Origin of the sequence: Microbacterium sp. 1.5R (assembly GCF_001889265.1) — a bacterium.
Classification (GTDB): domain Bacteria; phylum Actinomycetota; class Actinomycetes; order Actinomycetales; family Microbacteriaceae; genus Microbacterium.
Genome location: NZ_CP018151.1, coordinates 3,341,766 through 3,368,077, shown reverse-complemented (window position 1 = coordinate 3,368,077; position 26,312 = coordinate 3,341,766). Strand labels below are relative to the sequence as shown.

Annotated in this window: 25 protein-coding genes; 10 read left to right on the top strand and 15 right to left on the bottom strand. The window is 69.5% G+C overall.

The genetic code is table 11. The features are described from left to right. Positions 1-40: 40 nt before the first annotated feature. The gene (locus BMW26_RS16080) at positions 41-2,257 is read left to right on the top strand and encodes an ATP-dependent Clp protease ATP-binding subunit (RefSeq protein ID WP_072592031.1); all 2,217 of its coding nucleotides are present in this window, start codon (positions 41-43) and stop codon (positions 2,255-2,257) included. 94 nt (positions 2,258-2,351) lie between these two features. On the opposite strand, the gene BMW26_RS16075 is transcribed toward BMW26_RS16080, so the two are convergent. Both BMW26_RS16075 and BMW26_RS16070 read right to left on the bottom strand, forming a co-directional pair. Beyond that, a complete protein-coding gene (locus tag BMW26_RS16075; protein WP_053098035.1) occupies positions 2,352-2,939 on the bottom strand; it encodes a nitroreductase family protein in 588 nt (195 codons plus the stop codon). Positions 2,940-3,058: 119 nt separating this feature from the next. Further along, positions 3,059-3,967, bottom strand: coding sequence for a LysR substrate-binding domain-containing protein (locus BMW26_RS16070; RefSeq protein ID WP_053098034.1), 909 nt, complete (start codon positions 3,965-3,967; stop codon positions 3,059-3,061). Positions 3,968-4,116: 149 nt separating this feature from the next. Here BMW26_RS16070 and BMW26_RS16065 point away from each other — a divergent pair, with 149 nt between their 5' ends. Beyond that, a complete protein-coding gene (locus BMW26_RS16065; RefSeq protein ID WP_072592030.1) occupies positions 4,117-7,599 on the top strand; it encodes a bifunctional proline dehydrogenase/L-glutamate gamma-semialdehyde dehydrogenase in 3,483 nt (1,160 codons plus the stop codon). A gap of 90 nt (positions 7,600-7,689) precedes the next feature. Here BMW26_RS16065 and BMW26_RS16060 read toward each other — a convergent pair whose 3' ends face one another. From BMW26_RS16060 to BMW26_RS16035, 6 genes are all read right to left on the bottom strand, one after another. Beyond that, the gene (locus BMW26_RS16060; RefSeq protein WP_053099273.1) at positions 7,690-8,745 is read right to left on the bottom strand and encodes an ABC transporter permease; all 1,056 of its coding nucleotides are present in this window, start codon (positions 8,743-8,745) and stop codon (positions 7,690-7,692) included. 47 nt (positions 8,746-8,792) lie between these two features. Continuing rightward, a complete protein-coding gene (locus BMW26_RS16055) occupies positions 8,793-9,689 on the bottom strand; it encodes an ABC transporter ATP-binding protein (protein WP_053098032.1) in 897 nt (298 codons plus the stop codon). A 115-nt stretch (positions 9,690-9,804) separates the two neighbouring features. Beyond that, positions 9,805-11,022: a hypothetical protein gene (locus tag BMW26_RS16050; RefSeq protein ID WP_232224490.1), complete on the bottom strand. Its 1,218-nt coding sequence runs from the start codon at positions 11,020-11,022 to the stop codon at positions 9,805-9,807. Positions 11,023-11,056: 34 nt separating this feature from the next. Then, positions 11,057-12,229, bottom strand: coding sequence for a benzoate/H(+) symporter BenE family transporter (locus BMW26_RS16045; RefSeq protein WP_053098031.1), 1,173 nt, complete (start codon positions 12,227-12,229; stop codon positions 11,057-11,059). A 26-nt stretch (positions 12,230-12,255) separates the two neighbouring features. Then, positions 12,256-12,954 (bottom strand): response regulator, encoded by a 699-nt coding sequence (locus BMW26_RS16040; protein ID WP_072592028.1) that lies wholly within the window; start codon positions 12,952-12,954, stop codon positions 12,256-12,258. Further along, entirely contained in the window at positions 12,951-14,240 is a 1,290-nt protein-coding gene (locus BMW26_RS16035; protein WP_072592027.1) for a sensor histidine kinase, read from the bottom strand. The genes BMW26_RS16040 and BMW26_RS16035 overlap by 4 nt, the downstream gene beginning before the upstream one ends. Before the next feature lie 103 nt (positions 14,241-14,343). On the opposite strand from BMW26_RS16035, the gene BMW26_RS16030 reads away from it, so the two are divergent. The 5 genes from BMW26_RS16030 (at position 14,344) to BMW26_RS16010 (ending at position 19,075) form a co-directional block, all read left to right on the top strand. Beyond that, positions 14,344-15,522, top strand: coding sequence for an MFS transporter (locus BMW26_RS16030; RefSeq protein WP_072592388.1), 1,179 nt, complete (start codon positions 14,344-14,346; stop codon positions 15,520-15,522). Between the two features lie 31 nt (positions 15,523-15,553). Beyond that, entirely contained in the window at positions 15,554-15,958 is a 405-nt protein-coding gene (locus tag BMW26_RS16025; RefSeq protein ID WP_053098028.1) for a VOC family protein, read from the top strand. Further along, the gene (locus BMW26_RS16020; protein ID WP_072592026.1) at positions 15,955-16,266 is read left to right on the top strand and encodes a winged helix-turn-helix transcriptional regulator; all 312 of its coding nucleotides are present in this window, start codon (positions 15,955-15,957) and stop codon (positions 16,264-16,266) included. Before BMW26_RS16025 ends, BMW26_RS16020 begins: the two co-directional genes overlap by 4 nt. Positions 16,267-16,300: 34 nt before the next feature. After that, positions 16,301-16,927 (top strand): dihydrofolate reductase family protein, encoded by a 627-nt coding sequence (locus BMW26_RS16015; protein ID WP_053098026.1) that lies wholly within the window; start codon positions 16,301-16,303, stop codon positions 16,925-16,927. Between the two features lie 138 nt (positions 16,928-17,065). Beyond that, positions 17,066-19,075, top strand: coding sequence for a carboxypeptidase-like regulatory domain-containing protein (locus BMW26_RS16010; RefSeq protein ID WP_083569401.1), 2,010 nt, complete (start codon positions 17,066-17,068; stop codon positions 19,073-19,075). Positions 19,076-19,136: 61 nt separating this feature from the next. On the opposite strand, the gene BMW26_RS16005 is transcribed toward BMW26_RS16010, so the two are convergent. After that, positions 19,137-19,952 carry a Cof-type HAD-IIB family hydrolase gene (locus BMW26_RS16005; RefSeq protein ID WP_072592024.1) on the bottom strand — a complete coding sequence of 272 codons (816 nt, stop codon included), beginning with the start codon at positions 19,950-19,952 and terminating at the stop codon, positions 19,137-19,139. Between the two features lie 4 nt (positions 19,953-19,956). Beyond that, positions 19,957-20,802 carry an exodeoxyribonuclease III gene (locus BMW26_RS16000; RefSeq protein WP_072592023.1) on the bottom strand — a complete coding sequence of 282 codons (846 nt, stop codon included), beginning with the start codon at positions 20,800-20,802 and terminating at the stop codon, positions 19,957-19,959. 37 nt (positions 20,803-20,839) lie between these two features. Here BMW26_RS16000 and pyrE point away from each other — a divergent pair, with 37 nt between their 5' ends. Then, positions 20,840-21,400 (top strand): orotate phosphoribosyltransferase, encoded by a 561-nt coding sequence (pyrE, locus tag BMW26_RS15995; protein WP_072592022.1) that lies wholly within the window; start codon positions 20,840-20,842, stop codon positions 21,398-21,400. Continuing rightward, positions 21,397-22,299, top strand: coding sequence for an ROK family protein (locus BMW26_RS15990; protein ID WP_072592021.1), 903 nt, complete (start codon positions 21,397-21,399; stop codon positions 22,297-22,299). The genes pyrE and BMW26_RS15990 overlap by 4 nt, the downstream gene beginning before the upstream one ends. 19 nt (positions 22,300-22,318) lie before the next feature. Here the strand turns inward: BMW26_RS15990 and BMW26_RS15985 are convergent, their stop codons facing one another. Then, positions 22,319-22,702 carry an apolipoprotein A1/A4/E family protein gene (locus BMW26_RS15985; RefSeq protein ID WP_232224489.1) on the bottom strand — a complete coding sequence of 128 codons (384 nt, stop codon included), beginning with the start codon at positions 22,700-22,702 and terminating at the stop codon, positions 22,319-22,321. Between the two features lie 201 nt (positions 22,703-22,903). On the opposite strand from BMW26_RS15985, the gene BMW26_RS15980 reads away from it, so the two are divergent. Further along, positions 22,904-24,061, top strand: coding sequence for an anhydro-N-acetylmuramic acid kinase (locus tag BMW26_RS15980; RefSeq protein WP_072592020.1), 1,158 nt, complete (start codon positions 22,904-22,906; stop codon positions 24,059-24,061). 17 nt (positions 24,062-24,078) lie between these two features. Here BMW26_RS15980 and BMW26_RS17820 read toward each other — a convergent pair whose 3' ends face one another. Genes BMW26_RS17820 through BMW26_RS15965 form a run of 4 tightly spaced genes read right to left on the bottom strand, consistent with a single transcriptional unit; the run spans position 24,079 to position 26,311 of the window. Next, entirely contained in the window at positions 24,079-24,246 is a 168-nt protein-coding gene (locus BMW26_RS17820) for a hypothetical protein (protein ID WP_198032347.1), read from the bottom strand. Next, on the bottom strand, positions 24,243-24,812 hold the full coding sequence (locus BMW26_RS15975) for a YdeI/OmpD-associated family protein (protein WP_072592019.1): 570 nt from the start codon (positions 24,810-24,812) through the stop codon (positions 24,243-24,245). Before BMW26_RS15975 ends, BMW26_RS17820 begins: the two co-directional genes overlap by 4 nt. 1 nt (position 24,813) lies before the next feature. Next, positions 24,814-25,623, bottom strand: coding sequence for an HAD-IIA family hydrolase (locus tag BMW26_RS15970; RefSeq protein WP_053098019.1), 810 nt, complete (start codon positions 25,621-25,623; stop codon positions 24,814-24,816). A gap of 55 nt (positions 25,624-25,678) precedes the next feature. After that, on the bottom strand, positions 25,679-26,311 hold the full coding sequence (locus tag BMW26_RS15965) for a metal-dependent transcriptional regulator (RefSeq protein ID WP_056280404.1): 633 nt from the start codon (positions 26,309-26,311) through the stop codon (positions 25,679-25,681). Position 26,312 lies beyond the last annotated feature (1 nt).

Below are 26,312 nucleotides of genomic sequence, written 5' to 3'. Positions count from 1 at the left end.
TGTGGATGCCGACCCGAAGGAGTCTCCCCAGGAGGAACACATGCCAAGCCCGCAGAGCAGTCCCCAGAACGATGACCAGCAGTCCGCCCTCCAGCAGTTCGGTATCAATCTGACCGACCGTGCCCGACAGGGCAAGCTCGACCCCGTGATCGGGCGAGACAGCGAGATCCGTCGAGTCAGCCAGGTGCTCACCCGTCGCACGAAGAACAACCCCGTGCTGATCGGCGAGCCCGGCGTCGGCAAGACGGCCGTCGTCGAGGGGCTCGCCCAGCGCATCGTGGCGGGTGACGTCGCCGAGTCGCTCAAGGACAAGGAGCTCGTGTCGCTCGACATCTCGGCCCTCGTCGCCGGGGCGATGTACCGCGGCCAGTTCGAGGAGCGGCTGAAGAGCGTCCTCAAGGAGATCACCGAATCCGACGGGCAGATCATCACCTTCATCGACGAGCTGCACGTGCTCATGGGCGCGGGCGGCGGCGAAGGCTCGGTCGCGGCGTCGAACATGCTCAAGCCGATGCTGGCCAGGGGCGAGCTGCGGCTGATCGGCGCGACGACTCTCAACGAGTACCGCGAGTTCATCGAGAAGGACGCCGCTCTCGAGCGTCGCTTCCAGCAGGTCTACGTCGGTGAGCCCACGGTCGAGGACACCATCGCGATCCTCCGGGGGCTCAAGGGCCGCTACGAAGCGCATCACGGGGTGACGATCGCCGACAGCGCGCTGGTCGCCGCCGCGGCACTGTCGAACCGGTACCTGCCGGCCAGGCAGCTTCCTGACAAGGCGATCGACCTGATCGACGAGTCGATGTCGCGGCTCAAGATGGAGATCGATTCGTCTCCGGTCGAGATCGACCAGCTGAAGCGTCAGGTCGACCGCATGAAGCTCGAAGAGCTGGCGCTCAAGCGCGAGAAGGACGCCGCGTCGAAAGAGCGGCTCGCGGCCCTCCGCGAGCAGCTCGTGGGCATGGAGGCGCAGCTCGCCGAGCTCGAAGCCCGCTGGGCGCGCGAGCGCCAGGGCCTCAACCGTGTCGGCGACCTGAAGAAGCAGCTCGACGATGCGATCACCCAGCGCGACCTCGCGATGCGGGAGGCCGACTACACGCGCGCCTCGAAGCTCGAGTACGAGACGATCAAGCGCCTCGAACGCGACATCGCCGAGGCCGAGCAGGCCGAGGCGACGGTGTCGACCGAGGGTCGCATGGTCAATGAGCAGGTCACCGACGAGGACATCGCCGCCGTGATCGCCGCATGGACCGGCATCCCCGTCGGACGACTGCTGCAGGGTGAGAGCGAGCGACTGCTGCACCTCGAATCCGAGCTCGGCAAGCGCCTGATCGGGCAGAAGGATGCCGTGAAGGCCGTCTCCGATGCCGTACGGCGCTCGCGTGCGGGAATCAGCGACCCCGGTCGCCCGACCGGATCGTTCCTGTTCCTCGGCCCGACCGGTGTCGGAAAGACCGAGCTGGCGAAGGCCCTGGCCGACTTCCTGTTCGACGACGAGCGCGCCATGGTGCGCATCGACATGTCGGAGTACGGCGAGAAGCACTCCGTCTCCCGTCTCGTCGGAGCCCCTCCCGGGTACGTGGGCTATGAGCAGGGCGGTCAGCTGACCGAGGCCGTGCGACGGCGTCCCTACAGCGTCGTACTGCTCGACGAGGTCGAGAAGGCGCACCCCGAGGTCTTCGACGTGCTGCTGCAGGTTCTCGACGACGGCCGACTGACCGACGGACAGGGCCGCACGGTCGACTTCTCGAACGTCATCCTGATCCTCACCTCGAACCTCGGTTCGCCGATCCTCATCGATCCGACGCTGTCGCCCGATGAGAAGCGCGAGCAGGTGATGGCGCTGGTGCACCAGGCGTTCCGGCCCGAGTTCCTCAACCGTCTCGACGACATCGTGATGTTCTCCGCGCTCAGTCAGGACGACCTGGCGCAGATCGTCGAGCTGTCGATCGACCAGCTGCACGACCGCCTGCGCGATCGGCGACTCACTCTGGCGGTCACCCCCGACGCACGGTCGTGGCTCGCCGAGCGCGGCTACGACCCGATGTTCGGCGCCCGGCCGCTGCGGCGTCTCATCCAGACCGAGGTGCAGAACAAGCTGGCCACGGCGCTGCTCTCGGGCGGAGTGCACGACGGCGACCTGGTCAGGGTCGACGTCGCGGTCGACGGCAGCGGGCTCATGCTCACGTCGACGTCACCCGAGCCCGATCTCGGATCCGACGACGACGATGTGATCGACGCCGAGCTGCTCGACGAGTAGGACCCGGCCATGTGCCTCGGTCACCCCCGGGCATGACAAGAGGGGCGGATGCCATGGCATCCGCCCCTCTTGTGTGTCGCCCGTGGGCGATGCGTCAGGCGCTGAGGATGACGGTCTCGTCGATCGGGCGACGCACGCGCGGGGCGACCTCGCCCTGCTGGAGTCCTTCAGGAAGACCGGCGGCGTCACCGAGCTCACCGACAGCGATGACGGTGAGGGCGGAGAATCGCGGCGACAGGTCGGCGAACTCGCGGATGACCTCGGGGTCGAAGCCGCTCATCTGGTGCACGAGAAGACCCTCGTGGTGGGCCTGCACCGAGAAGTGCGCGACGGCCTGGCCGAGGTCGTAGACCGCGTGGCTGATCGCCTTGCCCTCTTCGGACTCGGTCTCGGCGATCGCGACGACGAGCGCCGAGGCCTTCGAGGCCCAGAGCTGGTTGAACTCGACCAGCGAGTCGACGACCTGGTCGAACAGTGCGGTGCCGCGGCGAGCGACGATGAACCGCCACGGCTGCAGGTTGTAGGCCGACGGCGACCAGCGTGCGGCCTCGAGGGCGGCGTTCAGCTTGGCGTCGTCGATCGTGGTCTCGGCGTCGTAGGCGCGGGGGCTCCAGCGCCCGGCGAGGACGTCGAGCACGGGGTGCTCGGTGGGGGCGGTGCGGTCGATCACGGGAGTGCTCACGGAAGTGCCTTTCGAAAAGGAGTCGATCGGACTCCTTCGTCCGGGTACGAGGGTCTCAACAGATGTATGTGAACGCATATTCCCGATGACGCGAGATGACGTCGGGGGACGATCCGCGCTCAGTCCAGCAGGTTGCGGGATGCGGCGGAGGCGAGAGCTCGCCGCACCGCACGGATCGACGGCGCTGCGGCCGATACCCGACGAGCGGAGGAGAAGATCTCCCGACGTGGCTCATCGGGCAGCGGCGTGAGCGCGACGGTCGGTGCCTCGCCGGCCCACACGAGCTCGGGAAGGAGTCCGACGGCGAGACCGGCGCGGATCAGACGCACGTGCGCCGTGAGATCGGCGACCTCGAAGCGCACGTCGGGCTCGAAGCCGGCGGTGCGGCACAGCTGCTCGGCCCAGGCTCGCGACGCCGTGCCTGCGGGTTCGAGCACCCACGGCGCATCCCTGGTCGACCAGAGCGCGGCGACGGCGTCCTCGGCATCCCGGGTCCCCGGCTTCCTGGCCAGCGTGATGGAGTCGTGCACGAGCACCACCCGATCGAGATCGGCGTGGATCGGGCGGGTGCGACCGGGGTACTGCTCGGCGAGGATCAGGTCGAAGTCGCGGCTCGAGACGCCGACGAGCCCGGTCTCGGGATCGCTCTCGGTGACCTCGACGCGCAGGGCCGGATGCTGCTCGCGCAGCGCGTTGAGCGCCCCGGGGAGCAGGGAGTGCGCCGTCGATTGGAAGACCGCGATGTGCACGGTGCCGGTCACCTCGGTGAGCGACTCGGCGACCGCCACCTCGGCGTGTTCGAGCTGATCGAGGATGCCGATCGCCTCGGCCACGAGCACGGTGCCCTGCGGGGTGAACTGCACGCCGCGCCCCACCCGGCGGAGCAGCGGGACGCCGACGTCTCGTTCGAGGGCGCTGAGCTGCTGCGACACCGAAGCCTTGCTGTACGAGAGCGCATCGGCGACGGCCGAGAGCGTGCCGCGACGAGACAGTTCGACCAGCATCCGCAGTCGGTTGACGTCGAGCATCCTGAGCCTTTCGGAGTCGTCCCCATCGTTCACTCCGGCTGAACAGAATGGTCCCGAATCGGTTGATAGACGTAGCCTACCGGCGAGGCTGACAATGATCGAGCCGCACACGTTCCCGGGTGTGCGATCCCCCTGGAAGGCTCACCCCGATGACTGTCGTCGCCGACACCACCACCCCCGACACCACGCCGAGCACCGACGAGGTCGCCGCCCTCGTGCAGCGTTGGCTCACCGAGAGCGAGACGCACCCCGTCGAGCCCGCAGCGCAGCGTCTCTCCGAGGTTCTCAAGGACCCGAACGGACTCGCCTTCACGGTCGGCTTCGTCGACGGCGTGATGCGCCCGGAAGACCTCAGTGTCGCCGGCCGCGCTCTCGCCGACCTCTCGGACATCACGCCCTCGCTGCTGCCCGGCTACCTCCGCGCCGCGATCAAGACCGGCGGCTTCTGGGCGCCGAAGCTGCCCGGCGTCGTCGTGCCGATCTCGCGCCGCGTGCTGCGCGCGATGGTCGGGCACCTCGTGCTCGACGCGACGCCGTCGAAGCTCGGCCCGGCGATCGCGAAGCTGCGCAAGAGCGGCAACCGCCTGAACCTCAACCTCCTCGGCGAGGCGGTGCTCGGCGAGCGTGAGGCCGGCCGCCGCCTGCAGGGCACCTACGACTTCCTCGCCCGCAAGGACGTGGACTACGTGTCGATCAAGGTGTCGAGCGTCGTCAGCCAGCTGTCGATGTGGTCGTTCGACGAGGCCGTGGCCGACGTCGTCGAGAAGCTCACCCCCCTGTACGAGCTCGCCGCGACCTCGGAGGCCGCCGGCAAGACCAAGTTCATCAACCTCGACATGGAGGAGTTCCGCGACCTCGACCTGACGATCGCGGCGTTCACCAGCATCCTCGACCAGCCCGGGCTCGAGAAGCTCGAGGCCGGGATCGTGCTGCAGGCCTACCTGCCCGATGCGCTCGGCGCGATGCAGCATCTCCAGGAGTGGGCCTCGGCTCGCCGCGCGAAGGGCGGTGCGCCGATCAAGGTGCGCGTCGTCAAGGGCGCGAACCTCGCCATGGAGCACGTCGACTCGGCGGTGCACGGCTGGCCGCTCGCCACCTACGGCACCAAGCAGGATTCCGACACGAACTACAAGCGCGTGCTCGACTGGTCGATGACGCCCGATCGACTGGATGCCGTGCGCATCGGTGTCGCGGGACACAACCTCTTCGACATCGCGTACACCTGGCTGCTGGCGCAGGCCCGCGGGGTGACGGATGCCGTCGAGTACGAGATGCTCCTCGGCATGGCGACGGGTCAGGCCGAGGCCGTCCGCAAGGACGTCGGTCAGCTGCTGCTCTACACGCCCGTGGTGAACCCGGCCGAGTTCGACGTGGCCATCGCGTACCTCGTGCGCCGCCTCGAGGAGAACGCGAGCCCGGAGAACTTCATGTCGGCCGTGTTCGAGCTGGCATCGGACCCCGCACTGCTCACTCGCGAGCGTGAGCGCTTCGAGCGCTCCCTGGCCGGTCTCGAGGCCGACCGCTCCGTGCCCTCGTCGAACCGCGTGCAGGACCGTGCGGCCGAGGCCGCCGCGGGTGCCGGTGGTGAGGTCACCACCGGTTTCGAGAACCAGCCCGACAGCGACCCGGCGATCGCCGCGAACCGCACCTGGGGTCGCGAGATCCTGGCGCGGTCGGTGGAGTCGACTCTGGGTCTCGACTCGATCGCTCTCGCCAAGGTCGAGACGACCGACGAGCTCGATGGCATCTTCGCCGCCGCATCCGCCGCCGCCGTGCGGTGGGCCGCCCTGCCGGCCGCCGAGCGTGCGGCCGTGCTGCACCGCGCGGGCGACGAGCTCGCAGCCCGTCGCGGCCAGCTGATCGAGATCATGGCCCACGAGGCGGGCAAGACCATCGCCGAGGCCGACCCGGAGGTCTCGGAGGCGATCGACTTCGCGCACTACTACGCCGAGCGTGCCCTCGACCTCGAGAACGTCTCGGGTGCGGAGTTCGTCCCGTCGAAGGTCACCGTGGTGACGCCGCCGTGGAACTTCCCGGTCGCGATCCCCGCCGGTGGAGTGCTCGCCGGCCTCGCCTCGGGCTCCGGTGTGATCATCAAGCCCGCCAAGCTCACGCAGCGCTGCGGCGCGGTCATGGTCGAGGCGCTGTGGGCGGCCGGTGTGCCGCGTGACCTGCTCGCCCTCGTCGATCTCGCGAACCGCGATCTCGGCACGCGCCTCGTCGCCAGCCCCGAGGTCGACCGGGTCATCCTCACCGGTGCCTACGAGACGGCGCAGCTGTTCCGCTCGTTCCGCTCCGACCTGCCGCTGCTCGCCGAGACCAGCGGCAAGAACGCGATCATCGTGACGCCGTCGGCCGACCTCGACCTTGCGGCCGCCGACGTCGCCCGCAGCGCGTTCGGCCACGCGGGGCAGAAGTGCTCGGCGGCATCGCTCGCGATCCTCGTGGGCTCGGTCGCCGACTCGCAGCGCTTCGAGCGTCAGCTGGTCGACGCCGTCACCTCGATGCGCGTCGGCCTGCCCGACGACCCGGCGACCCAGATGGGACCGATCATCGAGCCGGCGAACGGCAAGCTGCTCACCGCGCTGACGACTCTCGAAAAGGGCGAGCGCTGGCTCGTCGAGCCGAAGAAGCTCGACGACGAGGGGCGTCAGTGGACTCCCGGCGTCAAGATCGGCGTCGCTCCGGGCTCGACCACACACCTGACGGAGTTCTTCGGACCCGTGCTCGGCATCATGCGCGCGAAGGACCTCGACGAGGCGATCCGTCTGCAGAATGCCGTCGACTACGGCCTCACCGCCGGCATCCACTCGCTCGACTCCGATGAGGTCGCCACCTGGCTCGACCAGGTCGAGGCCGGCAACCTCTACGTCAACCGCGGTATCACCGGCGCGATCGTGCAGCGTCAGCCGTTCGGCGGCTGGAAGCGCTCCGCGGTCGGTGCCGGCGCGAAGGCCGGTGGCCCGAACTACCTGTTCGGCCTCGGAGAGTGGGCCCCGGCCGAACTTCCCGCCGCAGCGCCCGGCGCCGCCGTGAACTCGGCCGTCGAGGCCGTGCTCGCCGCTGCGGGTGCAGACCTCGGCGCCGTCGAGATCGAGTGGCTGCATCGCGCCGCCGCATCCGACGAGCGTGCCTGGGTCGACGAGTTCGGCGCCGTGAGCGACAAGTCCGGTCTCGGTGTCGAGCGCAACGTGTTCCGGTACCGCCCGGTCGCCGTCGACGTGCGCATCGCCGAGGCGGCGTCGCTCGCCGACGGCATCCGCGTGATCGCCGCTGCGCTGCGCAGCGGCAGCCCGTTCACGGTGTCGGCATCCGCTCTGCCGTCTCGCGTCGAGAAGGCGCTGCGCGCGCAGGGCGTGACTCCGAAGATCGAGAACGACGCCGCCTGGGTCAAGCGCTACGCGAAGGCCGCGGCGAAGGCCGAGCACACCTGGCAGCGCGTGCGCCTGGTCGGCGGCGATGCGTCGGCTCTGTTCGAGGCCCTCGGCGGCACGCCTGATGTCGCCGTCTGGTCGCACGCCGTGACAGGTGCGGGTCGCGTCGAGATGCTGCCGTTCCTGCACGAGCAGGCCGTCTCGATCACGAACCACCGGTTCGGCAACCCCACGACCCTGTCGGAGGGCCTGATCTGATCCCGGACTGTGACCGTCTGAACGACGAGGCCCCACCCTGCAGACGTCTGCGGGGTGGGGCCTCGTCGATGGAGGGGTGTCCGAGCGACCTCAGCCGCGCAGCGCCTCGCCGAGCTTGACCCGCGACCCCATGCGCAGCAGCGAGTTCTCGTAGATCTTCGCGCCGATCATGATCGCCGCGACGCAGCTGGCGAGCAGGATCACGAGGCTGAGCAGCGGCTCCCACCACTGCGCCTCGCCGACGAACAGCCGCATCGGCATGCCGACCGGAGCCGAGAACGGCACGTACGACATGATCGTCAGCACCAGCGGGTTGTCGTTGAAGAAGATGACCAGGATGTACGGCGCCATGATCAGCATCGTGATCGGGGTGGTGGTCGAGCCGATGTCCTCCTGACGCGAGACCATCGATGCGGCAGCGGCGAACAGGGCCGCCAGCAGGATGAAGCCGAAGAGGAAGAACACGGCGAACCAGATGATCGGGGCGCCGAGGGTCGACAGCACCTCGCGTTGACCCGTCGCTATGAGACCGATGGTGGCGACCGCGGCGAGGGCGAGGATCTGACCCATCGCGAGGATCGTGTTGCCGATCACCTTGCCCGCCAGCAGCGTGCGGGCCGAGATGGTCGACAGCAGGATCTCGACCACGCGGGTCTGCTTCTCCTCCACGACGCTCTGCGCGATGGTGCCGCCGAAGGTCGCCGCCGCACCCATGAAGACGACTCCGAACGCGATCGCGATGAAGTACCGCAGCAGCGGGTTCGTCGTGGCCGGTTCGAGGATCTCGATGTCGGGTGCCTGCGACAGCGCCGACACGAGGCTGGTCGGGGCGTCCTTGAGAGCGATGATCGTCACCCCGGTCGGTCCGTCGCCGGGGAGCACCGCGGCGTCGACCTTCTCCGATCGCACGAGCTCTTCGGCCGCGGCCTGGTCGGCGACCTCGGTGATCTCGACTGAGGGGAGAGCCGACACCTCGGATGCCGTCTCGGAGGTCACTGCGACGGGCATCGCATCGGTGTTCTTGCTCGCGAAGCCCCCGATCACGATGCCGGCGAGGGCGAGCAGCAGCAGGATTCCGGTGGAGATCAGGAACGCCTTGCTGCGCAACTTCGACCCGATCTCCCGCTCGGCGACGAGCCAGATCATCGATGCCTGTGAGGGCGAGCCTGCAGACCCGGTGGTGTTCGAGGTGCTCACTGGATGACCTCCTTGAAGATCTGGGCGAGGGACGGATGCTTGGGGGCGAAGCTCGCGACGTCTCCGCGTTCGACGGCGGTGCGCAGCACGCGCTGCGCGGTGTCGGCGTCCTCGGCGTCGAACAGGGCGTAGCCGCCCTCGAAATCGATCACGGTCACGCCGGGCTCGGCGCGCAGCCAGCCGGCATCCCCGGCGGAGACCAGCTCGTAGCGGTCGCCGGCGTGCTGAGCGCGCAGCCCGTCGCGCGAGCCGGCCGCGCGGATCGTGCCGCCGGCGAGGATCACCAGATCGTCGCAGAGCCGCTCGACCACATCGAGCTGGTGCGAGGAGAACAGGATCGACGCTCCCTTGGCGGCGCTCGCCTGGAGCACCGACGCGACGACGTCGACCGCGAGCGGGTCGAGGCCCGAGAACGGCTCGTCGAGGATGAGCACCTCGGGGTCGTGCACGAGGGCGGCGGCGATCTGCGCGCGCTGCTGGTTGCCGAGCGACAGCGACTCGATCGTGTCTCCCAGGCGCTCGCCGAGTCCCAGCTCGGTGAGCAGCGCGGTCGCGCGCGACTCGGCATCCGCCTTGCTGAAGCCGTGCAGACGGGCGAGGTAGACGATCTGCTCGAGCACCTTCATCTTCGGGTAGAGGCCGCGCTCTTCGGGCATGTAGCCGAAGTGGCGCCGGTCGGTGCTCGACAGCGGCCGACCGTCGAGTGCGACGGTGCCCCCGTCGGAGCCGAGCAGCCCGAGGACGATGCGCATGGTCGTGGTCTTGCCGGCGCCGTTGCCGCCGACGAACCCGGTGAGGCGCCCCGGCGCCACCTCGAATGAGACGTCGTCGAGCACGCGCCGAGAGCCGTAGCTCTTGGTGATGCCGGTGAGTACGAGCTTTCCTGTGGTCATGCCTTCACGCTATGGCGCGGTGCGGGACCGCGGCATCCCCCACGTGGCGGATCTGCGGGTGGAGTTGCGCAGCGCGGGAGGCGACGGTGGTCCGCCGTGCGGGGGAGAGCCCGCGTCAACGCAGGAAGAGCACCGAGAGGATCCCGAGCGCGAACGGGGCCATGGTCACGACGAACATGACGCCGACGATGATCCCGACGATCAGCCAGGGGCTGCGTCGCCGGAGGCGCTGGCCGGGCAGGGCGACGCCCGGCGGCGGGGGAGTGAGCAGCCCTGCGGGCGCAGCGAACGGCAGGGCGGGAGCTCCCGGATAAGGGCCAGGATGCTGCCCTGGAATCTGCCCTGGACCCTGCAGTGCTGCCGGGGATCCCGGATGCTGCGTGAGCCGCAGCCGGTCATCGCGCCAGCGCGCCCACTGGTCGAGCTTCGTGAGAAGCGCCCCGACGGCTCCGAACAGCCACGCCCAGGTGGCCGGGTCGAGGGTCGAGACATCGCGTCGTGCATAGAGGAACAGCCAGTCGTCGACGATCTCCACGTCGAGCTGCGCGGCGTGGTCGATGAAGCGCGCCATCACATCGGGGGTGAACAGGTACAGCGCATCGACCTCATAGCCCGTCGGGCAGTAGAGCGAGAAGTAGCGGTCGAAGTCGCCCTCGAGCGAGAGGCGCTGGTCGCTTCTGAAGGCGCCAGCGAGCGTGCTGCCGAGCGTGTTGTTCCCGAGCGCGTCGAGCACGATGTTCGGCAGGGGCACGTCGAGTTTGACCGCGACGTATCCCCAGCGATGCGTCGTCGACTGCTTGCCGTTGCTGGTCGTGTACTGGTAGTTGCCGAACTCGACGAAACGCGGCTCCACGCCGCGCAGCACGTCGGTCGACATCCGACTCGAGCCCGACGAGAAGATCATGCCGGGCAGGGGCGGCTCGTCGATGCGGTCGAGATAGCTCATGGCGTTGGCCCGGGCGAATCGCGCGAGGCGGAAGCGAGTGATGTTGCGCAGGCGGATGCTGCGGCGCACGAGCATCACGACGCCGACGACGATGCCGGCGAGAAGCATGAGCCCGATGAGCGCGGCGACGGCGACCCCCGCCTCCTGACCGACCGCATAGCCGAGGCCGAGGATCATGATCCCGAAGATGGGAACGACGCAGAGCAGCGCGAATCCGACGCCGACCCAGGCGATGATCCGTGCGGCCGACGTGGGGTGAGCGGTGCGCTGGGCGCGTGCGAACGCGTCGACCTCGGCGGGATTCACCGGATCGAGCAGGGCGCGGGCGTCGAAGGACCCGGCGGGAGCACCGGCCGACGGCACAGGAGCAGGCGTGGGAACTGTCACGCGTCCACGGTAGCCGAGCGCCTTCTCCGCAGCGTCAGCGACGGCCGGCGTGCAGAGCGGTGCGCACGAGGAGTCCGGCCACGAGAGCCCAGAATGCGGCGCTGACGCCCAGCACCGCGATGCCGGATGCCGCCACCAGGAAGGTCACCACGGCGGGGATGCGCTCGCCGGGGTCGTCGATCGCCTGCTGCACCGACGACCCGAAGGCGGCGAACAGCGCGAGCCCCGCGACAGCCGGGATGACTGCGTCGGGAGCGAGCAGCACCAGTGCGGCGAACGCTGCCGAGAAGCCGCCGAGCACGAGGTACGAGACGCCGGTCGAGACACCGGCGACCCACCGGCGCCGTGGGTCGGGATCGGCGTCGGGTGAAGCGGCGAGGGCCGCGCTGATCGCCGCGAGGTTGATCGCATGGCCGCCTGCCGTCGCGCCGATCGCGGTGCCGACACCCGTGACGAGCATCGCCGGACGCCAGGGGACCTCGTAGCCGAAGCTGCGCATGATGGCGATGCCCGGCACGTTCTGCGAGGCCATCGTCACGATGAACAGCGGCAGCGCCACCCCGACCAGAGCGCCGACCGTGAACGTGGGGGCGGTCAGCTCGATCCGGGGGACGAGGAGTCCGGCATCCACTGCCGTGCTCTCCTGCACCAACGAGACGGCCACCACGACCGCTGCCGCGACGAAGGCGAGCGGCACGGCCCACCGCGGCGCGAGACGCGCGAAGACCAACCACGTGATCACCACGGGAACCACGCCCCACGGATTCGCCACGAGTCCGGTGATCGGTGCGAGACAGAGGGGCAGGAGCACTCCGGCGAGCATGGCCTGCGCGATGGACGGAGGGATGCGGGCGATCAGGGTGCCGAGAGCGGGCCACAGCGCCGTGAGCAGGATGAGCGCGGCCGTGACGAGGAACGCGCCGACCGCTGCCGACCATCCGCCGTCGACTGCTCCGGTGGCGGCCAGGAGGGCGGCGCCGGGAGTCGACCAGGCGACGGTGATCGGCATCCGATATCGCCAGGCGAGGACGACGCAGGCGAGCCCCATCGTGAGGCTGACCGCGAGCAGCCCGCTGGCGGCCTGCTCGGGGGTCGCTCCGACGGCGCTGAGGCCCGTGAGCACCACGGCGAACGAGCTCGTGAACCCGACCAGCGCGGTGACCACCCCGGCCAGGATCGGTCGGGAGAGGGGCGCGGCGGTCGGCATGCGTCAGAGGCTATCGCGTGTCGAGGTCACGCCAATCCCATCCGGTGCGCGAGGACGACGGCCTGCACGCGGTCGCGCGCGCCGAGCTTCTGCAGGATGCGCGACACGTGCGTCTTCACTGTCGCCTCTCCGATGAACAGGGCGCTCGCGATCTCGGCGTTGCTGCGCGCATCGGCCAGCAGCACGAGCACCTCCGCCTCACGGTCGGTGAGCGGGTCGGCGAGCACGGTCGCTGCGACCTGCGACGGCACGGAGGCGGATGCCGGTGCGGATGCCGGTCCGGGGGCCGTCGTGAACCGAGCCAGTACGCGTCGTGTGACCTCGGGTGCCAGCATCCCGTCGCCCGCGGCGAGGGCCCGCACCGCGGCGATGAGATCCTCGGCGCCGGCGTTCTTGAGCAGGAAGCCACTCGCACCGGCGTCCAGCGCCTGATAGAGGTAGTCGTCGCGATCGAAAGTCGTGACGATCGCGATGGCCGCTCCGACCGCCGGGTCGGCGACGATCCGCCGAGTGGCCTCGATGCCGTCCATGTCGGGCATCTGCACGTCCATCGTGATGACGTCGGGGCGCAGAGCGGATGCCTGCGCCACGGCGTCGGCGCCGGTCGCCGCCTCGCCGACCACCGTGATGTCGGGTTGCGTGTCGAGGATCGTCCGGAATCCGGCTCGCAGCATCGCGTGATCGTCGACGAGCAGGACGCGGATGGGTGCGTCGGACCCGCTCATGTGGAGACACCCGTCTCGATCGGCGACGCGGCCTGCGCGCCGCCGGCGCCGGTCAGCGGAACTCGAGCCCGCACCCGCAGACCTCCCGCCGCGCGAGGAGCGACGTCGAGCGTGCCACCGGATGCCGCGGCGCGCTCGCGCATGCCCAGCTGACCGAGTCCGGGGCGAAGCACGGCCACGGCGCGACCGGTGTTGACGATCTCGACCTCGACCCCGTCATCGTCGTAGCGCACGCGCACATCGGCGGTCGCGCCGACGCCGGCATGACGCCGAGCATTCGTGAGCGACTCCTGGGTGATGCGATACAGGTTCACGGACACGACCGAGGGCACGGGCCTCGGGGTGCCGATCACCGCATAGTCGGTGGGCAGTCCCGCCTCCGACGACGCGTCGACCAACGAGCGGATGTCGTCGAGCGTCACGGTCGACGCGGCATCCGCCGTCTCGCCGCCGGGTGTGCGAAGCGTCTCGAGCAACTGCCGCAGCTCGTGGATCGCATCGCGCGCGGAGTCCTCGATGCCGCTGAGGATGCTCGTGGTCTTCGCAGGGTCCTGATCGAGCACGAGACGAGCGGCGCCCGCCTGCACGCCCATGACCGACACGTGATGGGCGACCACGTCATGCAGCTCTCGGGCGATGCGCACGCGGTCGAGGGCGACGGCCTGCGCCGCGGTCACCTCGCGCTCCTGCTCGAGTTCGGCCGTGCGCTGCTCGAGCACCGCGCGTTCGCGTGCGGCGTGCCAGGAGCGCTCGCCGAAGTAGTAGGCGCCGCCGAAGTACAGCACGTTCAGCAGCAGCTGGATGAGCATGAACGCGAGGTACGGAGACAGGAGTCCCGCCGCGACCTCGGCCTTCGCCGCCTCTTCGATGGCTTCGCGGTACATCGTGATGATCAGCCAGACGAACATGCCGAGGATGATGCCGACGCGCACGATCATCGCGGCCCGGCGGTTGTTCATCCAGGCGCCGACCGTATAGAGCGACACGAACATGGCGATGTTGCCGACATAGATCTCGGGCACCTGGAAAGAGATGGCGAGGAAGTATGCCAGCGACACGGCGATCGCGACCGGGGCCGGCCAGCGCCGACGCACGGCCAGCGGTGCGGTGACCGCGACCGCGTAGACGAGAGCCGTCCACGGTTCTGCCCGGGTGTCGCCGTAGATGTCGGCCACGGTCGAGAGAGCGGCGCTGAGGACGGCGCCCACGAACATGACCGCCGCGAGCACGAGGTCGCTGCGCTGCTCGCGGACGCTGGGGATGCGGGTGAACGGCGCTGCAGACATCCTCTTACCGTAGAGCCGGGGCGGATGCGGCGGCATCCCCCGCACGGGGGATCGTGGCGGGGCCGTGGTGACGTGCAGACACGCGATCCTGCGAGAATCGAGCGTGACCTCGACTCCGCACACCGCGAAGCCCCGCCTCGCCCCGCTGTACCTCGCCGGATTCACCACCGCTTTCGGGGCCCACGGCATCGCGGCGGCACTGGGCGCGGAGACCGAGGACATCGGGTGGACGCTGCTCGCGTTCGGGCTCACCCTCGCGCTCTACGACCTCGCCGAGGTGCTTCTCAAGCCGCTGTTCGGCGCGCTGAGCGACCGGGTGGGCGTGCGCCCTGTCATCATCGGCGGCCTCCTCGCGTTCTCGGCGTTCTCGGTCGTCGGCGCCGTGGTTCCCGGCATGCTCGGACTCGTCATCGGTCGATTCGGGCAGGGGGCGGCGGCATCAGCCTTCTCGCCGTCGTCGTCGGCTGCCGTCGCCCGGCTCACCGACGATGCCACCCGCGGGAAGTACTTCGGTCGCTACGGCTCGTGGAAGAGTCTCGGCTACGCGCTCGGTCCGCTGATCGGCGCCGTGCTCGTGGTCTGGGGCGGCCTGCCCGCGCTGTTCTGGGCGCTCGCCGTGCTCGGTCTCGGCGCTGCACTGTGGGTCGCTGCAGCGGTGCCACGGGTCGCCGTGCTGCCCCGCAAGCGAGTCACGCTCGTCGATCTCGGTCGAGAGCTGATCGCGCCCGGATTCCTCGTCCCGACCCTGGTGCTGGCGGCGACGACCGGCGCCCTGGCGGTCGCCGTCGGATTCCTCCCGCTGCTCGGGCGGCAGGCCGGGCTCGACATCGTCTGGAGCATGGCCATCGTGACCGCGCTCGCGATCGCGTCGAGCGTGGCTCAGCCGTTCGTGGGCGCCGCGCATGACCGCGGGCGCATCTCGGTGCGCACAGGCGCCGTCGGCGGCCTGGCGCTGATCGCGGCCGGCATCGCGCTCGCCGCGGTCACGCAGACTCCGGCGGCGCTCGTCGTCACCGCGCTGCTGGTCGGCATCGGCGTCGGGGTCGCGACGCCGATCGCGTTCTCGCACCTGGCCGCATCGACACCGCCGGAGCGGATGGGCCGCACGATGGGCAGCGCCGAACTCGGGCGCGAGCTGGGAGATGCGGGTGGCCCTCTCGTGGCGGGCGCCGTGGCGACGGCATCCGTCCCCGGCGTCGGTCTCGCGGCGGTGGCCGCGCTCACGGCCGGAGCCGGAGTGCTCGCGCTGGTGGGATTGCGGCGGGACCGCAGAAGCTCTTGACGCGTCACTTGTATTTTGCAAGTGTTGGCGCATGAGCCTCTTCATCACCTGCCCCGTCGAGAGCGTCGACCGGGCCACCGCGTTCTACACCGCTCTCGGCTGGACCCTCAACGCCGAGATGTCCGATCACAATGTGTCGTGCTTCATGATCGCGCCCGAGCAGTACGTGATGCTCGGCAGCCGCGAGATGTATGCGAGCGTCGGCGGCACGGAAGACGTGATCGGCGGCCCTGACACCCCCTCGAAGGTCACTGTCTCGTTCGACCTCGACAGTCGTGAGGCGGTCGACGAGCTCGTCGACCGCGCGGCTGCCGCCGGCGGTCGGATCGGCGACACCGACGACTACCCCTTCATGTATCAGCGCCAGTTCGACGATCCGGACGGCTATCACTACTCGCCGTTCTGGATGAAGCCGGACGCCGATCCGGGCGCGTGAGCGACCTCGCCGCAGCCCTCGACGTCGTCGGTGCCCGCTGGGCCCTGCTCATCGTCGAGAAGCTGCTCGACGGGCCGCAGAGATACGGCGATCTGCAGCGGGGGCTCGGAGCTCCGACGAACATCCTCGCGACACGTCTGCGCGAGCTCGAAGCGGCCGGAGTGCTGCGGCGACTGCCCCTGCGGCACAACACGCGCGCCTATGCCCTCACCGAGCGAGGCGTCGCATTGCGGGAGGCGATCGAGGCTCTCGGCCGCTGGGGCGCGGAGGTGCCGGCACCCGCCGAGCAGAACGAGCGCATACTGTGAACATCGCCGCCCTCTCGTGCGAAGGAGCACTCTGATGACCGGACGCATTCTGATCGACCTCTTCATGACCCTCGACGGCGTCGCACAGGGGCCGGGCGGTATCGACGAGGATCCGTCCGGAGGCTTCGAGTTCAGCGGTTGGCAGGCGGGGTATCCGTCGTCCGGGATGGGGCCCCAGGTGCAGCGGGGGATGCAGGGGCTCGATGCGCTGCTGCTCGGGCGCCGCACGTACGACATCTTCGCCGCGTATTGGCCGCATCACACCGACGGTCCGTCGGGGGAGATCGGCAGGCTCTTCGATCGGGTCCCGAAGTATGTGGCGACACGGGATGCCGACCTCGATCTGTCGTGGAAGGGCAGCGAGCGCGTCGGAGACGACCTCGCCGCGGAGATCGCCGCGATGCGCGAGCGGCACGACGAGGTGCACGTGATCGGCAGCATGGACCTCGCGCACTCGCTGCTGGCCGAGGGTCTGTTCGACGAGCTCAACCTGTGGGTCTATCCGATCCTTCTGGGCACGGGCAAGAAGGTCTTTGACGACGGCGCCGAGCCGGCGGTGCTGCGACTGCTCGAGCCGCCGGTCGCCGACGACAGCGGAGTGATGCTGCTGCGCTACGGACGGACGGATCGGGTGCCCGAGGTCGGCACCTTCGAGGACTGAAACGGTATATCGTCCGCTTCTTCCCTCCTGCGTGGCGATCCGATAGCTTCAACTCAACGCGGCCGGAACGGCCGCGGTTCCGAGGTCCGGCGCAGGGTCCGTTCACGGCGTGCTCGACTTCCGTCGGAGGGTGGAGCTATGGCGCAACGACGCGCTCTGATTCATGCAGTTCTGGGTGGGGTGGCGGCGATCGCACTCGCACTCGGGGGAGCGACCGCAGCGGGAGCTGTGGAGGGCGATCCGACGATCGATCCCGGGGCGACCACAGGCGAGGTGATCGCGACGACCGACGACATCGCAGCCGACCCGCTCGAGGGCGACGCCGCCTCGCTCGAGGGTGCCGCCGCCGATGCAACACTCAGTGACGCCGCACCCGCGCCGGCGGTCGTCGAGGACGCGCCTGCACTCGCACCTGCGCCAGCACTCGCCCCTGCACTGATGCCGCCTCCGGCACTGATCCCGCCACCGCCACCGGCGCCTCAGGGCACCGGAACGATCAGCGGCACCGTGACACGCGAAGACAACGGGGCTCCGATCTCCGGCGTGAGCGTGTCGGTGAGCGGGCGCGCGTGGGTGACACCGACGGCCCTCACGGACGAGAACGGCGACTACACCCTTCGTGGACTCGCGGACGACTCCTACGTCGTGTCGTTCTGGGCCGGAGGCGGGACGGACCTCATGCGCGAGCACTGGGATGGAGTCACAGATTCCTCGGCCGCCACTCCTGTCGTCATTGCCGGCGGTGCGTCGGTCGCCGACATCGACGCGTCGCTGAGCACCGGCGGCGCCATCGAGGGCATCGTCACCCGGGCGCAGGACGGCTCAGCGGTCGCGGGCGCCACTGTCTCGGCACTCTCGGACAACAACGAGATCGTCGCATCGACCCAGGCCGACGCGTCCGGCGAGTACCACCTCGGCGGTCTTCCTGGCGGCTCCTACCGCCTGTATTTCGGGTCGCCTGACCCCGACCTGGCGTGGGAGTTCTGGGACGACGCATACGGCTGGGACGCCGCGACGCTCATCACGATCGTCGAGAAGCAGACGGTGACGAATGTGGATGCCGCACTCGAACGCGTCGGTTACATCAGCGGCACCGTGACGAAGACCGCCGACGGTTCTCCCGTCAACGCTTCTGTCACGGTCAGCGGCATCGACCGAGACATGCGGTTCGCATTCGTCGGCAGTGACGGCAGTTTTCGCGTCGCCGTCGCGCCGGGGACCTACCTGGTGAGTTTCGACGCCTTCGATTCCGGCCTGCTCGACGAGTATTGGGACGACGCCGCCGTCCCCGAGGACGCCACCTCTGTGGTGGTCGCGGCCGGCGACGACGTCACGGGTGTCGACGCACAGCTCGACGCAGCGGCGACCATCGCCGGCACGGTCACGATGGCGAGCTCGGAAGACCGGGAGATGCTCGTCGAAGCGTGGGACGGCAGCGAACGTGTCGGGTATGTGATCGCCGATCGGCAGACCGGGGCGTACACCCTCAACATCCCTGCCGGGACGTACATCCTCAAGGCATCTGCGATCTTCTACAACGACAGCCCGACGACGGCGAGGCCCCAGTTCTACGACGGCGTCGAGACGGCGGAGCTCGCGACCCCCGTCACGGCAGTCGCCTCCACGACAGTGGACGGCATCGACTTCACTCTCGTGCCGATCACTGAACCGGAACCCGAGCCCGAACCGGAGCCCGAGCTGACGGTCTCGATCGCGTCCACCCGCGCCGGCGGTGACATCGACGTCTCGGGTACCGGGTTCACCCCTGGCGCGACGATCGCGTTCGAGTTGCGCTCGACTCCGGTGGCTCTGGGAACCCTGACCGCCGACGCGAACGGCGCGCTCACCGGTACTTTCCGTATTCCCGCGAACACGCCTCCGGGAGCGCACACGCTCGTGGCGCTGAACGCGCAGTCGGAGGTGGTGGCGAGCGTCGCTCTGCAGGTGACCCGGGCACCGGCCCCCGAAGCACCGATCGCGGCGGTTCCGACCACGACGGCAGCGGGTGCGGGTGCGGGCGCGGTCGCGGCTCGTGGCGACACGCTGGCGAACACCGGTGCCGATGTGCCCGCGTTCGCGTCGATGATGGCGGCCGGCCTGCTGTTCGCCGGCCTGTTGCTCGTGCGTCGTCGGCGCGTGCGCAGCTGACGGCGTTGGCGACGAGGACCCGGTGACTTCTGCGGAAGGGGCCGGGTTCTCACTGTCCTGCTCAGCGGGCGCCGAGCACCCGCTCTATCACCCTCGCCACCCCGTCGTCGTCGTTCGAGGTGGTCGTCTCATCCGCGGCGTCCTGCACGACGTCCGTCGCGCCGGCCATCGCCACACCGTGGCCGGCCCAGCGCAGCATCTCGACGTCGTTGAGGGCGTCGCCGAAAGCGATCACATCGCGGCGGTCGATCTCGAGGTGCTCGCAGAGGCGCGCGAGCCCGGTGGCTTTGGTCACGCCCTCGGCCATGACCTCGACGAACGGGGCGCCTGAGAGCGTCGCCTCGAAACCGGTCAGCCCGAGGTCGCGCAGCGCGTCGAACAACGCCGTCGGGGCGAGTTCTGGGTGCCGGATCACGAGCTTGAGGCTGGGTGCGGCCAGCACATGATCGAGCTCGACGCCGCCCATCGTGCGTGGATCGCGTTTGTGGTCGGCGAGATCGGCGATCTCGGCATAGCCGTGCTGCGCGACGAACGTCTCGCCGCCCTCACGCACGCTCGCGAACAGCAGTCCGGGGATGCTGGCGCGCAGCGCCTCGGCCAGGGTGCGGATCGTCTCTGCCGGAAGCTCTTCCGCGAACAGCATCCGTCCATCGACGAGATGCGTCGCGTAGGCGCCGTTGCTGCACAGCGCCCAGCCGTCGAAGCCCGCGCCGTCCGCGAGCGCGCGTAGACCTATCGGCTGGCGAGCGGTCACCGGGACGACGTGGATGCCACGGGCGCGCGCCGCGTCGAGGGCCGCGCGGGTGCGCCGCGTGACCGATGCCGAGGAGTCGAGCAGTGTCCCGTCGAGATCGGTCGCGATCAGGCGGACGGTCACAGTCTCAGGAGAAGATCATCGGCAGGTCGTCGTCTTCCTCGGCCCTGCCGAGGTCGAACTCGACGACCACGGGAACGTGGTCACTGGGCTGCTCGCCCTTGCGCTCTTCGCGGTGGATCGACGCTCCGGTGACCGCCTCGGCGAGTGTCTTCGAGCCGAGGATGAAGTCGATGCGGATGCCCTCGTTGCGAGGGAACTTCAGACGCTGGTAGTCCCAGTAGGTATAGCCCTCGGGAAGCAGTGGGCGGACGACATCGGTCAGGCCCGCGTCGGCGAGAGCGAAGAAGGCCTGACGCTCCTGCGGCGAGACGTGCGTCGAGACGCCCTCGACGATGTCGGGGTCGCCGTTGTCGGCGTCGAACGGGATGATGTTGAAGTCGCCCACCAGAGCGAGCGGCAGTTCGGGGTTCGCCGAGAGCTCTGCCGCCGTGGACTTCTTCAGCTCCTCGAGCCAGTGCAGCTTGTAGGCGTAGTGCGGGTCGTCGAGCGAGCGGCCGTTCGGCACGTACAGGCTCCACACGCGCACACCGTCGACGAGCACGCCGAGCGCACGTGCTTCGAGCGGTGCATCCGGTCCCTCGTGTCCCTTGGCGAAGCCCGGCATGCCGTCGAAAGACGTGCGGACGTCGGTGATCGGCAGGCGGCTGGCGATCGCGACGCCGTTCCATTGATTCAGGCCGTGGACCTCGACGTGGTAGCCGGCTTCTTCGAACGGCCCGTAAGGGAACTGCTCGGGTTTGCACTTGATCTCCTGCATCGCCAGCACGTCGATGTCCTCTCGGACGGCGAACTCGACGGTGCGGGTGACACGGGTGCGGATGGAGTTGACGTTCCAGGTGGCCAAGCGCATGCGTCAAGCCTAGGCCTTGCCTCCTACACTGGATGCCGTGACCGCACTCGACGCAGACCGCCAGACCCTTCTCGACCTGATCAAGGACGAGGCGGTGTTCCACGGAGACTTCACGCTCTCGAGCGGCAAGAAGGCGACGTACTACGTCGACATGCGCAAGCTCACCCTCGACCACCGCGCGGCACCGGCGATCGGTCGCATCATGCTCGACCTCATCGGCGACCTCGACGTCGTGGCGGTCGGCGGCCTGACCCTCGGCGCCGACCCCATCGCGAACGCGGTGCTGCACGCCTCGGTCGCCGCCGACAAGCCGCTCGACGCGTTCGTCGTGCGCAAGGAGCCGAAGGACCACGGCCGCGGTCGCCAGATCGAGGGTGCAGACGTCGCCGGCAAGCGCGTCGTCGTGCTCGAAGACACCTCGACCACCGGGCAGTCCGCGCTCAAGGCCGTCGAGGCGCTGCGCAAGGAAGGGGCCGAGATCGTCGCCGTCGCCGTGATCGTCGACCGCAAGACGGGCGCCCAGGCCGCGATCGAAGCCGAGGGCCTCGAATGGCGTGCCGCCTTCGACCTCGACGACCTCGGACTCGACCCCCAGTGACCCGCTACGCGCTGGCCGTCGACGTCGGCGGCACGAAGATGGAGGCCGCGCTCGTGGACGAGCACGGTGTGCTCGTCGGCGGCAGCCGCTCGCGACAGGCGACCGGGCGCCAGGCGACGCTCGAGTCGCTGAACGACGCGGTGATCTCGATCGTGACCCACGCTGTGGCCGCTGTGCCGGCGGATGCCGACCTCGTGGGCGCCGGTGCCGGAAGCGCCGGACCCATCGACCGTGCCGCCGGAGCGATCATGCCGGTGAACATGCCGCTCGCGCGGGGCTTCGGTCTTGCGGAGTCGGTGCGCTCGGCGGCATCCGCTGCGCTCGGCCGCGAGGTTCCGACCGTCCTCGGCCATGACGGTGGCGCGCTCGCCCTGGCGGAATCCTGGCTCGGCGCCACGCAGGATGCCGGTGCCTCGCTGTCGATCGTCGTCTCGACCGGCGTCGGCGGAGGGTTCGTCGTCAACGGCGCGTACATTCCCGGAGCCACCGGCAATGCCGGGCATCTCGGACAGGTGCGTCGCGAAGGCGGGCTCACCCTCGAGGAGATCGCCTCGGGGCCCGCGAGCGCCGCCTGGGCTCAGCAACAGGGCTGGACCGGAGCCACCGGCGAGGACCTGGCTCGGGATGCCGCCGCGGGCGACACCATCGCCCGTGCCGCGATCGAGCGGTCGGCGAAGGCGGTCGGAGAAGCGCTCGCGGATGCCGCGACCCTCGTCGACCTCGACATGGTCGCGATCGGCGGCGGGTTCTCTCGCGTGTCCGCCGACTACATCGACCTCGTGCAGCAGGCGCTCACGGCCAGTGCCGCGCACGAGTACTCGCGGCGTACCCGGGTCGTGCGCTCGGGACTCGGCGACGAGGGGCCGCTCATCGGCGCCGCGGCGCTCGTCCTACGCTGACCTGCCGGTCACCGGGGAATCAGCGCCCCGCGACGATCAGGTGACGCTGCGGCCCTTCGAGTCGGGCCACCGCGACCTTGAGTTCGGTGACGTCGGCGGCGACTCCGTCGATGCGTGCGGTGAGTTTCTCTTCGACTCCGTCGATGCGTGCCGTGAGCCTCTGTTCGACGCCGTCGATGCGTGCGGTGAGTTTCTCTTCGACGCCGTCGATGCGTGCCGTGAGCCTCTGTTCCACTCCGTCGATACGCGTACCGAGCGACGTCTCGACGCCGACGAGATCGGTGCGGAGGGAGTCGGATCGGCGGATGCACCAGGCGAAGCCCGCGAACATGGTGCCGCCCAGAGCCAGCAGGAGGCCGACGGCGCTGATGACGATCGTGATGATCTCGGCGGACACGAACATGCTCCCATTCTGGGGGTGGCGGGTGGGGTCTCGCAGAATGCTACGCGGGCGACGACCGGGGCCGTCGGCGGTGCGGGTCATCCTTCGGGCACGGGGGAGAACGCGGTCCAGAAGATGATCGTGCAGAAAAGATCGATGCTTTCCGTTCGCCCCCCTAACAAAACCGGCCTACGCTCGTAGCAGGCGACGGAAGGAACACGCATGCGCGTACTCGGACTGCTCTCGGGCACCTCACACGACGGCATCGACGTCACGGTCGTGGACTTCGCAGAGAGCGACGGAGCGCTGCGCGGCACGGTGCTGCACGAAGACAGCGTGCCGTACGCCCCCGACCTGCGGGCCCGACTCGTCGCGGCGCTGCCTCCGGCGCCCACGACGTTCGCCGAGGTCTGCGAGCTCGACACCCTGATCGGCCAGGCCTTCGCCGAGGTCGCCGCCACGGCATCCGACGTCGTCGGGGGAGTGGATGCCGTGTGCACGCACGGCCAGACCGTCTTCCACTGGGTCGCCGACGGCCACGCGCTCGGCACCCTGCAGATCGGGCAGCCGGCGTGGATCGCCGAGCGGGTCGGCGCACCCGTGGTGTCGGACGTGCGCATCCGTGACATCACTGCGGGCGGCCACGGTGCACCGCTCGTGTCGTTCCTCGATGAGCTGCTGCTGCGCGGTCGGGCGGGAGTCTCGGCGGCGGTGAACCTCGGCGGCATCGCGAACGTGACCGTGGTCGGTCCCGACGGTCTGTCGGCCTACGACATCGGCCCGGCGAATGCACTGGTCGACGCGGTGGTCGTCGCCGAGGGGCTGAACGACCGAGGCTACGACGCGGATGCCGCGATCGCTCGCACCGGCACCGTCGACGACGTGCTGCTCGCCGAGCTGCTCGCCGACCCGTACTACGCCCTGCCCGCGCCCAAGAGCACGGGCAAGGAGCATTTTCACCTCGACTATGTGCGTGCGCACGTCGACCGCATGCGACCCGGCATCGCGCCGGCCGACCTGATCCGCACGCTCACCGAGCTCACGGTCCGCACCGTCGCACACGACATCCGCACCGCCGGCATCCGCTTCCTGGCTGTCTCGGGTGGCGGGTGCCACAACCCGCTCATCATGCAGGGGCTGCGTGAGGCGCTCCCCGACATCGAGGTGGTGCTCGCCGACGAGCTCGGCGCCCCGGTCGACAGCAAGGAGGCGATCCTGTTCGCGCTGATCGGATGGTGCACGTTGCATGGCGTCGCGGCCGTGACGCCCGGCGGCACCGGAGCGCGGGAAGCCCGAATCCTCGGCACCATCACACCCGGTGCGGGTCCGCTGCGGATGCCGGAGCCCGTGGATAGGGTGCGCAGCCTGACGCTGCGCTGATCGAGGGATCGGGGCGCTCAGCGCTTGCGGTCGTCGTCGTCCCAGGGGCCTTCCCACCAGCCGGCGCGCCCATCGCCCCCGCCGCCTCCACGACGTCGTGAGCGGAAGAACTGCACCACCCACACGGTCAGCGTGCTGAGGAGGGTCAGGAAGATCACCAGGAACAGCAGGTCGGACTGGTTCATGGGCGTTTCCCCTCCGCGGCATCCGCCACGATCTTGGCGATCCGAGCGGACCGCGTCTCGGCACGCTTCGCCATCGCGATGTGCGTCAGGCCGAACTTCTTGACCGACTTCGGAAAGGCGTCCCAGTGGGCCCGCGCGGCGGGCAGGGCATCCAGCGCCTCCGTCAGATCGGGCGGCTCGATCCCGGCTTCCGGGCCGTCGAGCAAGGTCCACGACCCGTCCGCCTTCGCGGACTCGAGCACGCGGATGCCGGCCGGTGCGAGCTGTCCGGCGGCCTCGAGGTCGATCAGTCTCGCCTTGTTCGTCGCTGCCCATCCGCTGCCGCGTCGTCGGGGTGAGAACCACTGGCCCACCGTCTGGTCGTCGAAGGTGCGCACCGGACCGTCGATCCATCCGAAGCACAGAGCCTGACGCACGGCATCGTCGTATCCGACACCTCCGGCCCGGTTGCCGCGAACGCTCAGCAGCCAGACTCCCGCGATGCGCTCATGATGCTCCTCGAGCCAGGCGCGCCACGCGGACGCATCCGCTGCGACGACCCGCTCTCCTTCGTCGAGCGCGCCCACGTCAGTCCTCGTCGAGTGTCGGAATCGACTCGGTGACGGTGGGCAGCAGGTCGGCGACCGAGTCGACGATCTCGTCGGGCCGGAACGGATACTTCTCGACCTCGGCCTCGTCGCTGATGCCGGTCATCACGAGCACGGTGTGCAGCCCCGCCTCGATGCCGGCGATGATGTCGGTGTCCATCCGGTCGCCGATCATGCCGGTCTTCTTCGAGTGCGCGCCGATCTTGTTGAGCGCCGAGCGGAACATCATCGGATTCGGCTTGCCGACGACATACGGCTCCTTGCCCGTCGCCTTGGTGATGAGCGCCGCGATCGCGCCGGTCGCCGGCATGACTCCGTCGGCCGAGGGGCCCGTCGCATCGGGGTTCGTCACGATGAAGCGCGCGCCCTTGATGATGAGTCGGATCGCCTTGGTGATCGCCTCGAACGAGTAGTTGCGAGTCTCGCCGACGACCACGAAGTCGGGATTCGTCTCGGTCATGATGAACCCGGCCTCGTGCAGGGCCGTGAGGATGCCCGCCTCGCCGATCACGAAAGCTGAACCGCCCGGCAGCTGCTGCGCGAGGAAGTCCGCGGTGGCCAGCGCCGAGGTCCAGATCCGCTCCTCGGGCACGACGAGTCCGCTGGCGCGGAGGCGGGCCGACAGGTCTCGTGCCGTGAAGATCGAGTTGTTCGTCAGCACGAGGTACGGGATGTCGTTCTGCTCCCACCCGGCGAGCAGCTCGGACGCGCCGGGAATGGCGTCGTTCTCATGCACGAGCACGCCGTCCATGTCGGTCAGCCAGCATTCGATGTTGTCGCGGTGTGCCATGAGCACAGCTTATGGGGCGGCGATTACGGGCAGGTGTCAGGTTGTGGCGAGGCTGTCAGGCGCTGAGCCAGACCACCTCTGCGGCGCCGTCAGGAAGCGTCGTCTCGACGCCGTCGAGCTCGATGCCCTGGTCCGTGGTCGTGATGCTCGCCGCGACGGCGACGCCAGCCGCCTCGAGGGCGCGCAGCAGCTCGGGGTCGCGGTCGTCGACGCGCAGCACGCGGCCGACGTGACCCACCGGCGCGTCGGCGAGAAGGATGAAGGGCTCGCGTTCGACGACGCCCGCGGCATCCGGGATCGCGTCGCCGTGCGGGTCGAATCGTGGCCGGCCGAGGCGTGCGTCGATCCCCTCGAGAAGGCGGTCGCTGATCGTGTGCTCGAGCACTTCGGCCTCGTCGTGCACCTCGTCCCAGCCGTAGCCGAACTCCTGCACCAGCCAGGTCTCGATCAGGCGGTGGCGTCGCACCATGGCCAGGGCGCGCTGCGTGCCGGCATCGGTCAGCCGAACGGCGCCGTAGGGCACGTGCGAGACGAGGCCCGCGGCGGCGAGCTTCTTGACCATCTCGGTCACCGAGGACGGAGCGATGCCGAGCTTCGCCGCGAGCACCGACGGGGTGATCGGCGCGTCCTGCCACTCGGTGTGCGCGTAGACGGTCTTCAGGTAGTCGTCTGCTGCGGGGGATGCCACT

Bases quoted from the DNA above. Each gene is read 5' to 3' on its own strand.
- BMW26_RS15980 (WP_072592020.1), top strand. From the start codon at position 22,904: ATGCGCGTACTCGGACTGCTCTCGGGCACCTCACACGACGGCATCGAC.
- BMW26_RS16070 (WP_053098034.1), bottom strand. From the start codon at position 3,967: ATGCTCGACGTCAACCGACTGCGGATGCTGGTCGAACTGTCTCGTCGC.
- BMW26_RS16045 (WP_053098031.1), bottom strand. From the start codon at position 12,229: ATGCCGACCGCCGCGCCCCTCTCCCGACCGATCCTGGCCGGGGTGGTC.
- BMW26_RS16060 (WP_053099273.1), bottom strand. From the start codon at position 8,745: ATGATCTGGCTCGTCGCCGAGCGGGAGATCGGGTCGAAGTTGCGCAGC.
- BMW26_RS16065 (WP_072592030.1), top strand. From the start codon at position 4,117: ATGACTGTCGTCGCCGACACCACCACCCCCGACACCACGCCGAGCACC.
- BMW26_RS16055 (WP_053098032.1), bottom strand. From the start codon at position 9,689: ATGACCACAGGAAAGCTCGTACTCACCGGCATCACCAAGAGCTACGGC.
- BMW26_RS16015 (WP_053098026.1), top strand. From the start codon at position 16,301: ATGACCGGACGCATTCTGATCGACCTCTTCATGACCCTCGACGGCGTC.
- BMW26_RS15970 (WP_053098019.1), bottom strand. From the start codon at position 25,623: ATGGCACACCGCGACAACATCGAATGCTGGCTGACCGACATGGACGGC.
- BMW26_RS16010 (WP_083569401.1), top strand. From the start codon at position 17,066: ATGGCGCAACGACGCGCTCTGATTCATGCAGTTCTGGGTGGGGTGGCG.
- BMW26_RS16025 (WP_053098028.1), top strand. From the start codon at position 15,554: ATGAGCCTCTTCATCACCTGCCCCGTCGAGAGCGTCGACCGGGCCACC.
- BMW26_RS16040 (WP_072592028.1), bottom strand. From the start codon at position 12,954: ATGAGCGGGTCCGACGCACCCATCCGCGTCCTGCTCGTCGACGATCAC.
- BMW26_RS16000 (WP_072592023.1), bottom strand. From the start codon at position 20,802: ATGCGCTTGGCCACCTGGAACGTCAACTCCATCCGCACCCGTGTCACC.
- BMW26_RS17820 (WP_198032347.1), bottom strand. From the start codon at position 24,246: ATGAACCAGTCCGACCTGCTGTTCCTGGTGATCTTCCTGACCCTCCTC.
- BMW26_RS15985 (WP_232224489.1), bottom strand. From the start codon at position 22,702: ATGTTCGTGTCCGCCGAGATCATCACGATCGTCATCAGCGCCGTCGGC.
- BMW26_RS16035 (WP_072592027.1), bottom strand. From the start codon at position 14,240: ATGTCTGCAGCGCCGTTCACCCGCATCCCCAGCGTCCGCGAGCAGCGC.
- BMW26_RS16080 (WP_072592031.1), top strand. From the start codon at position 41: ATGCCAAGCCCGCAGAGCAGTCCCCAGAACGATGACCAGCAGTCCGCC.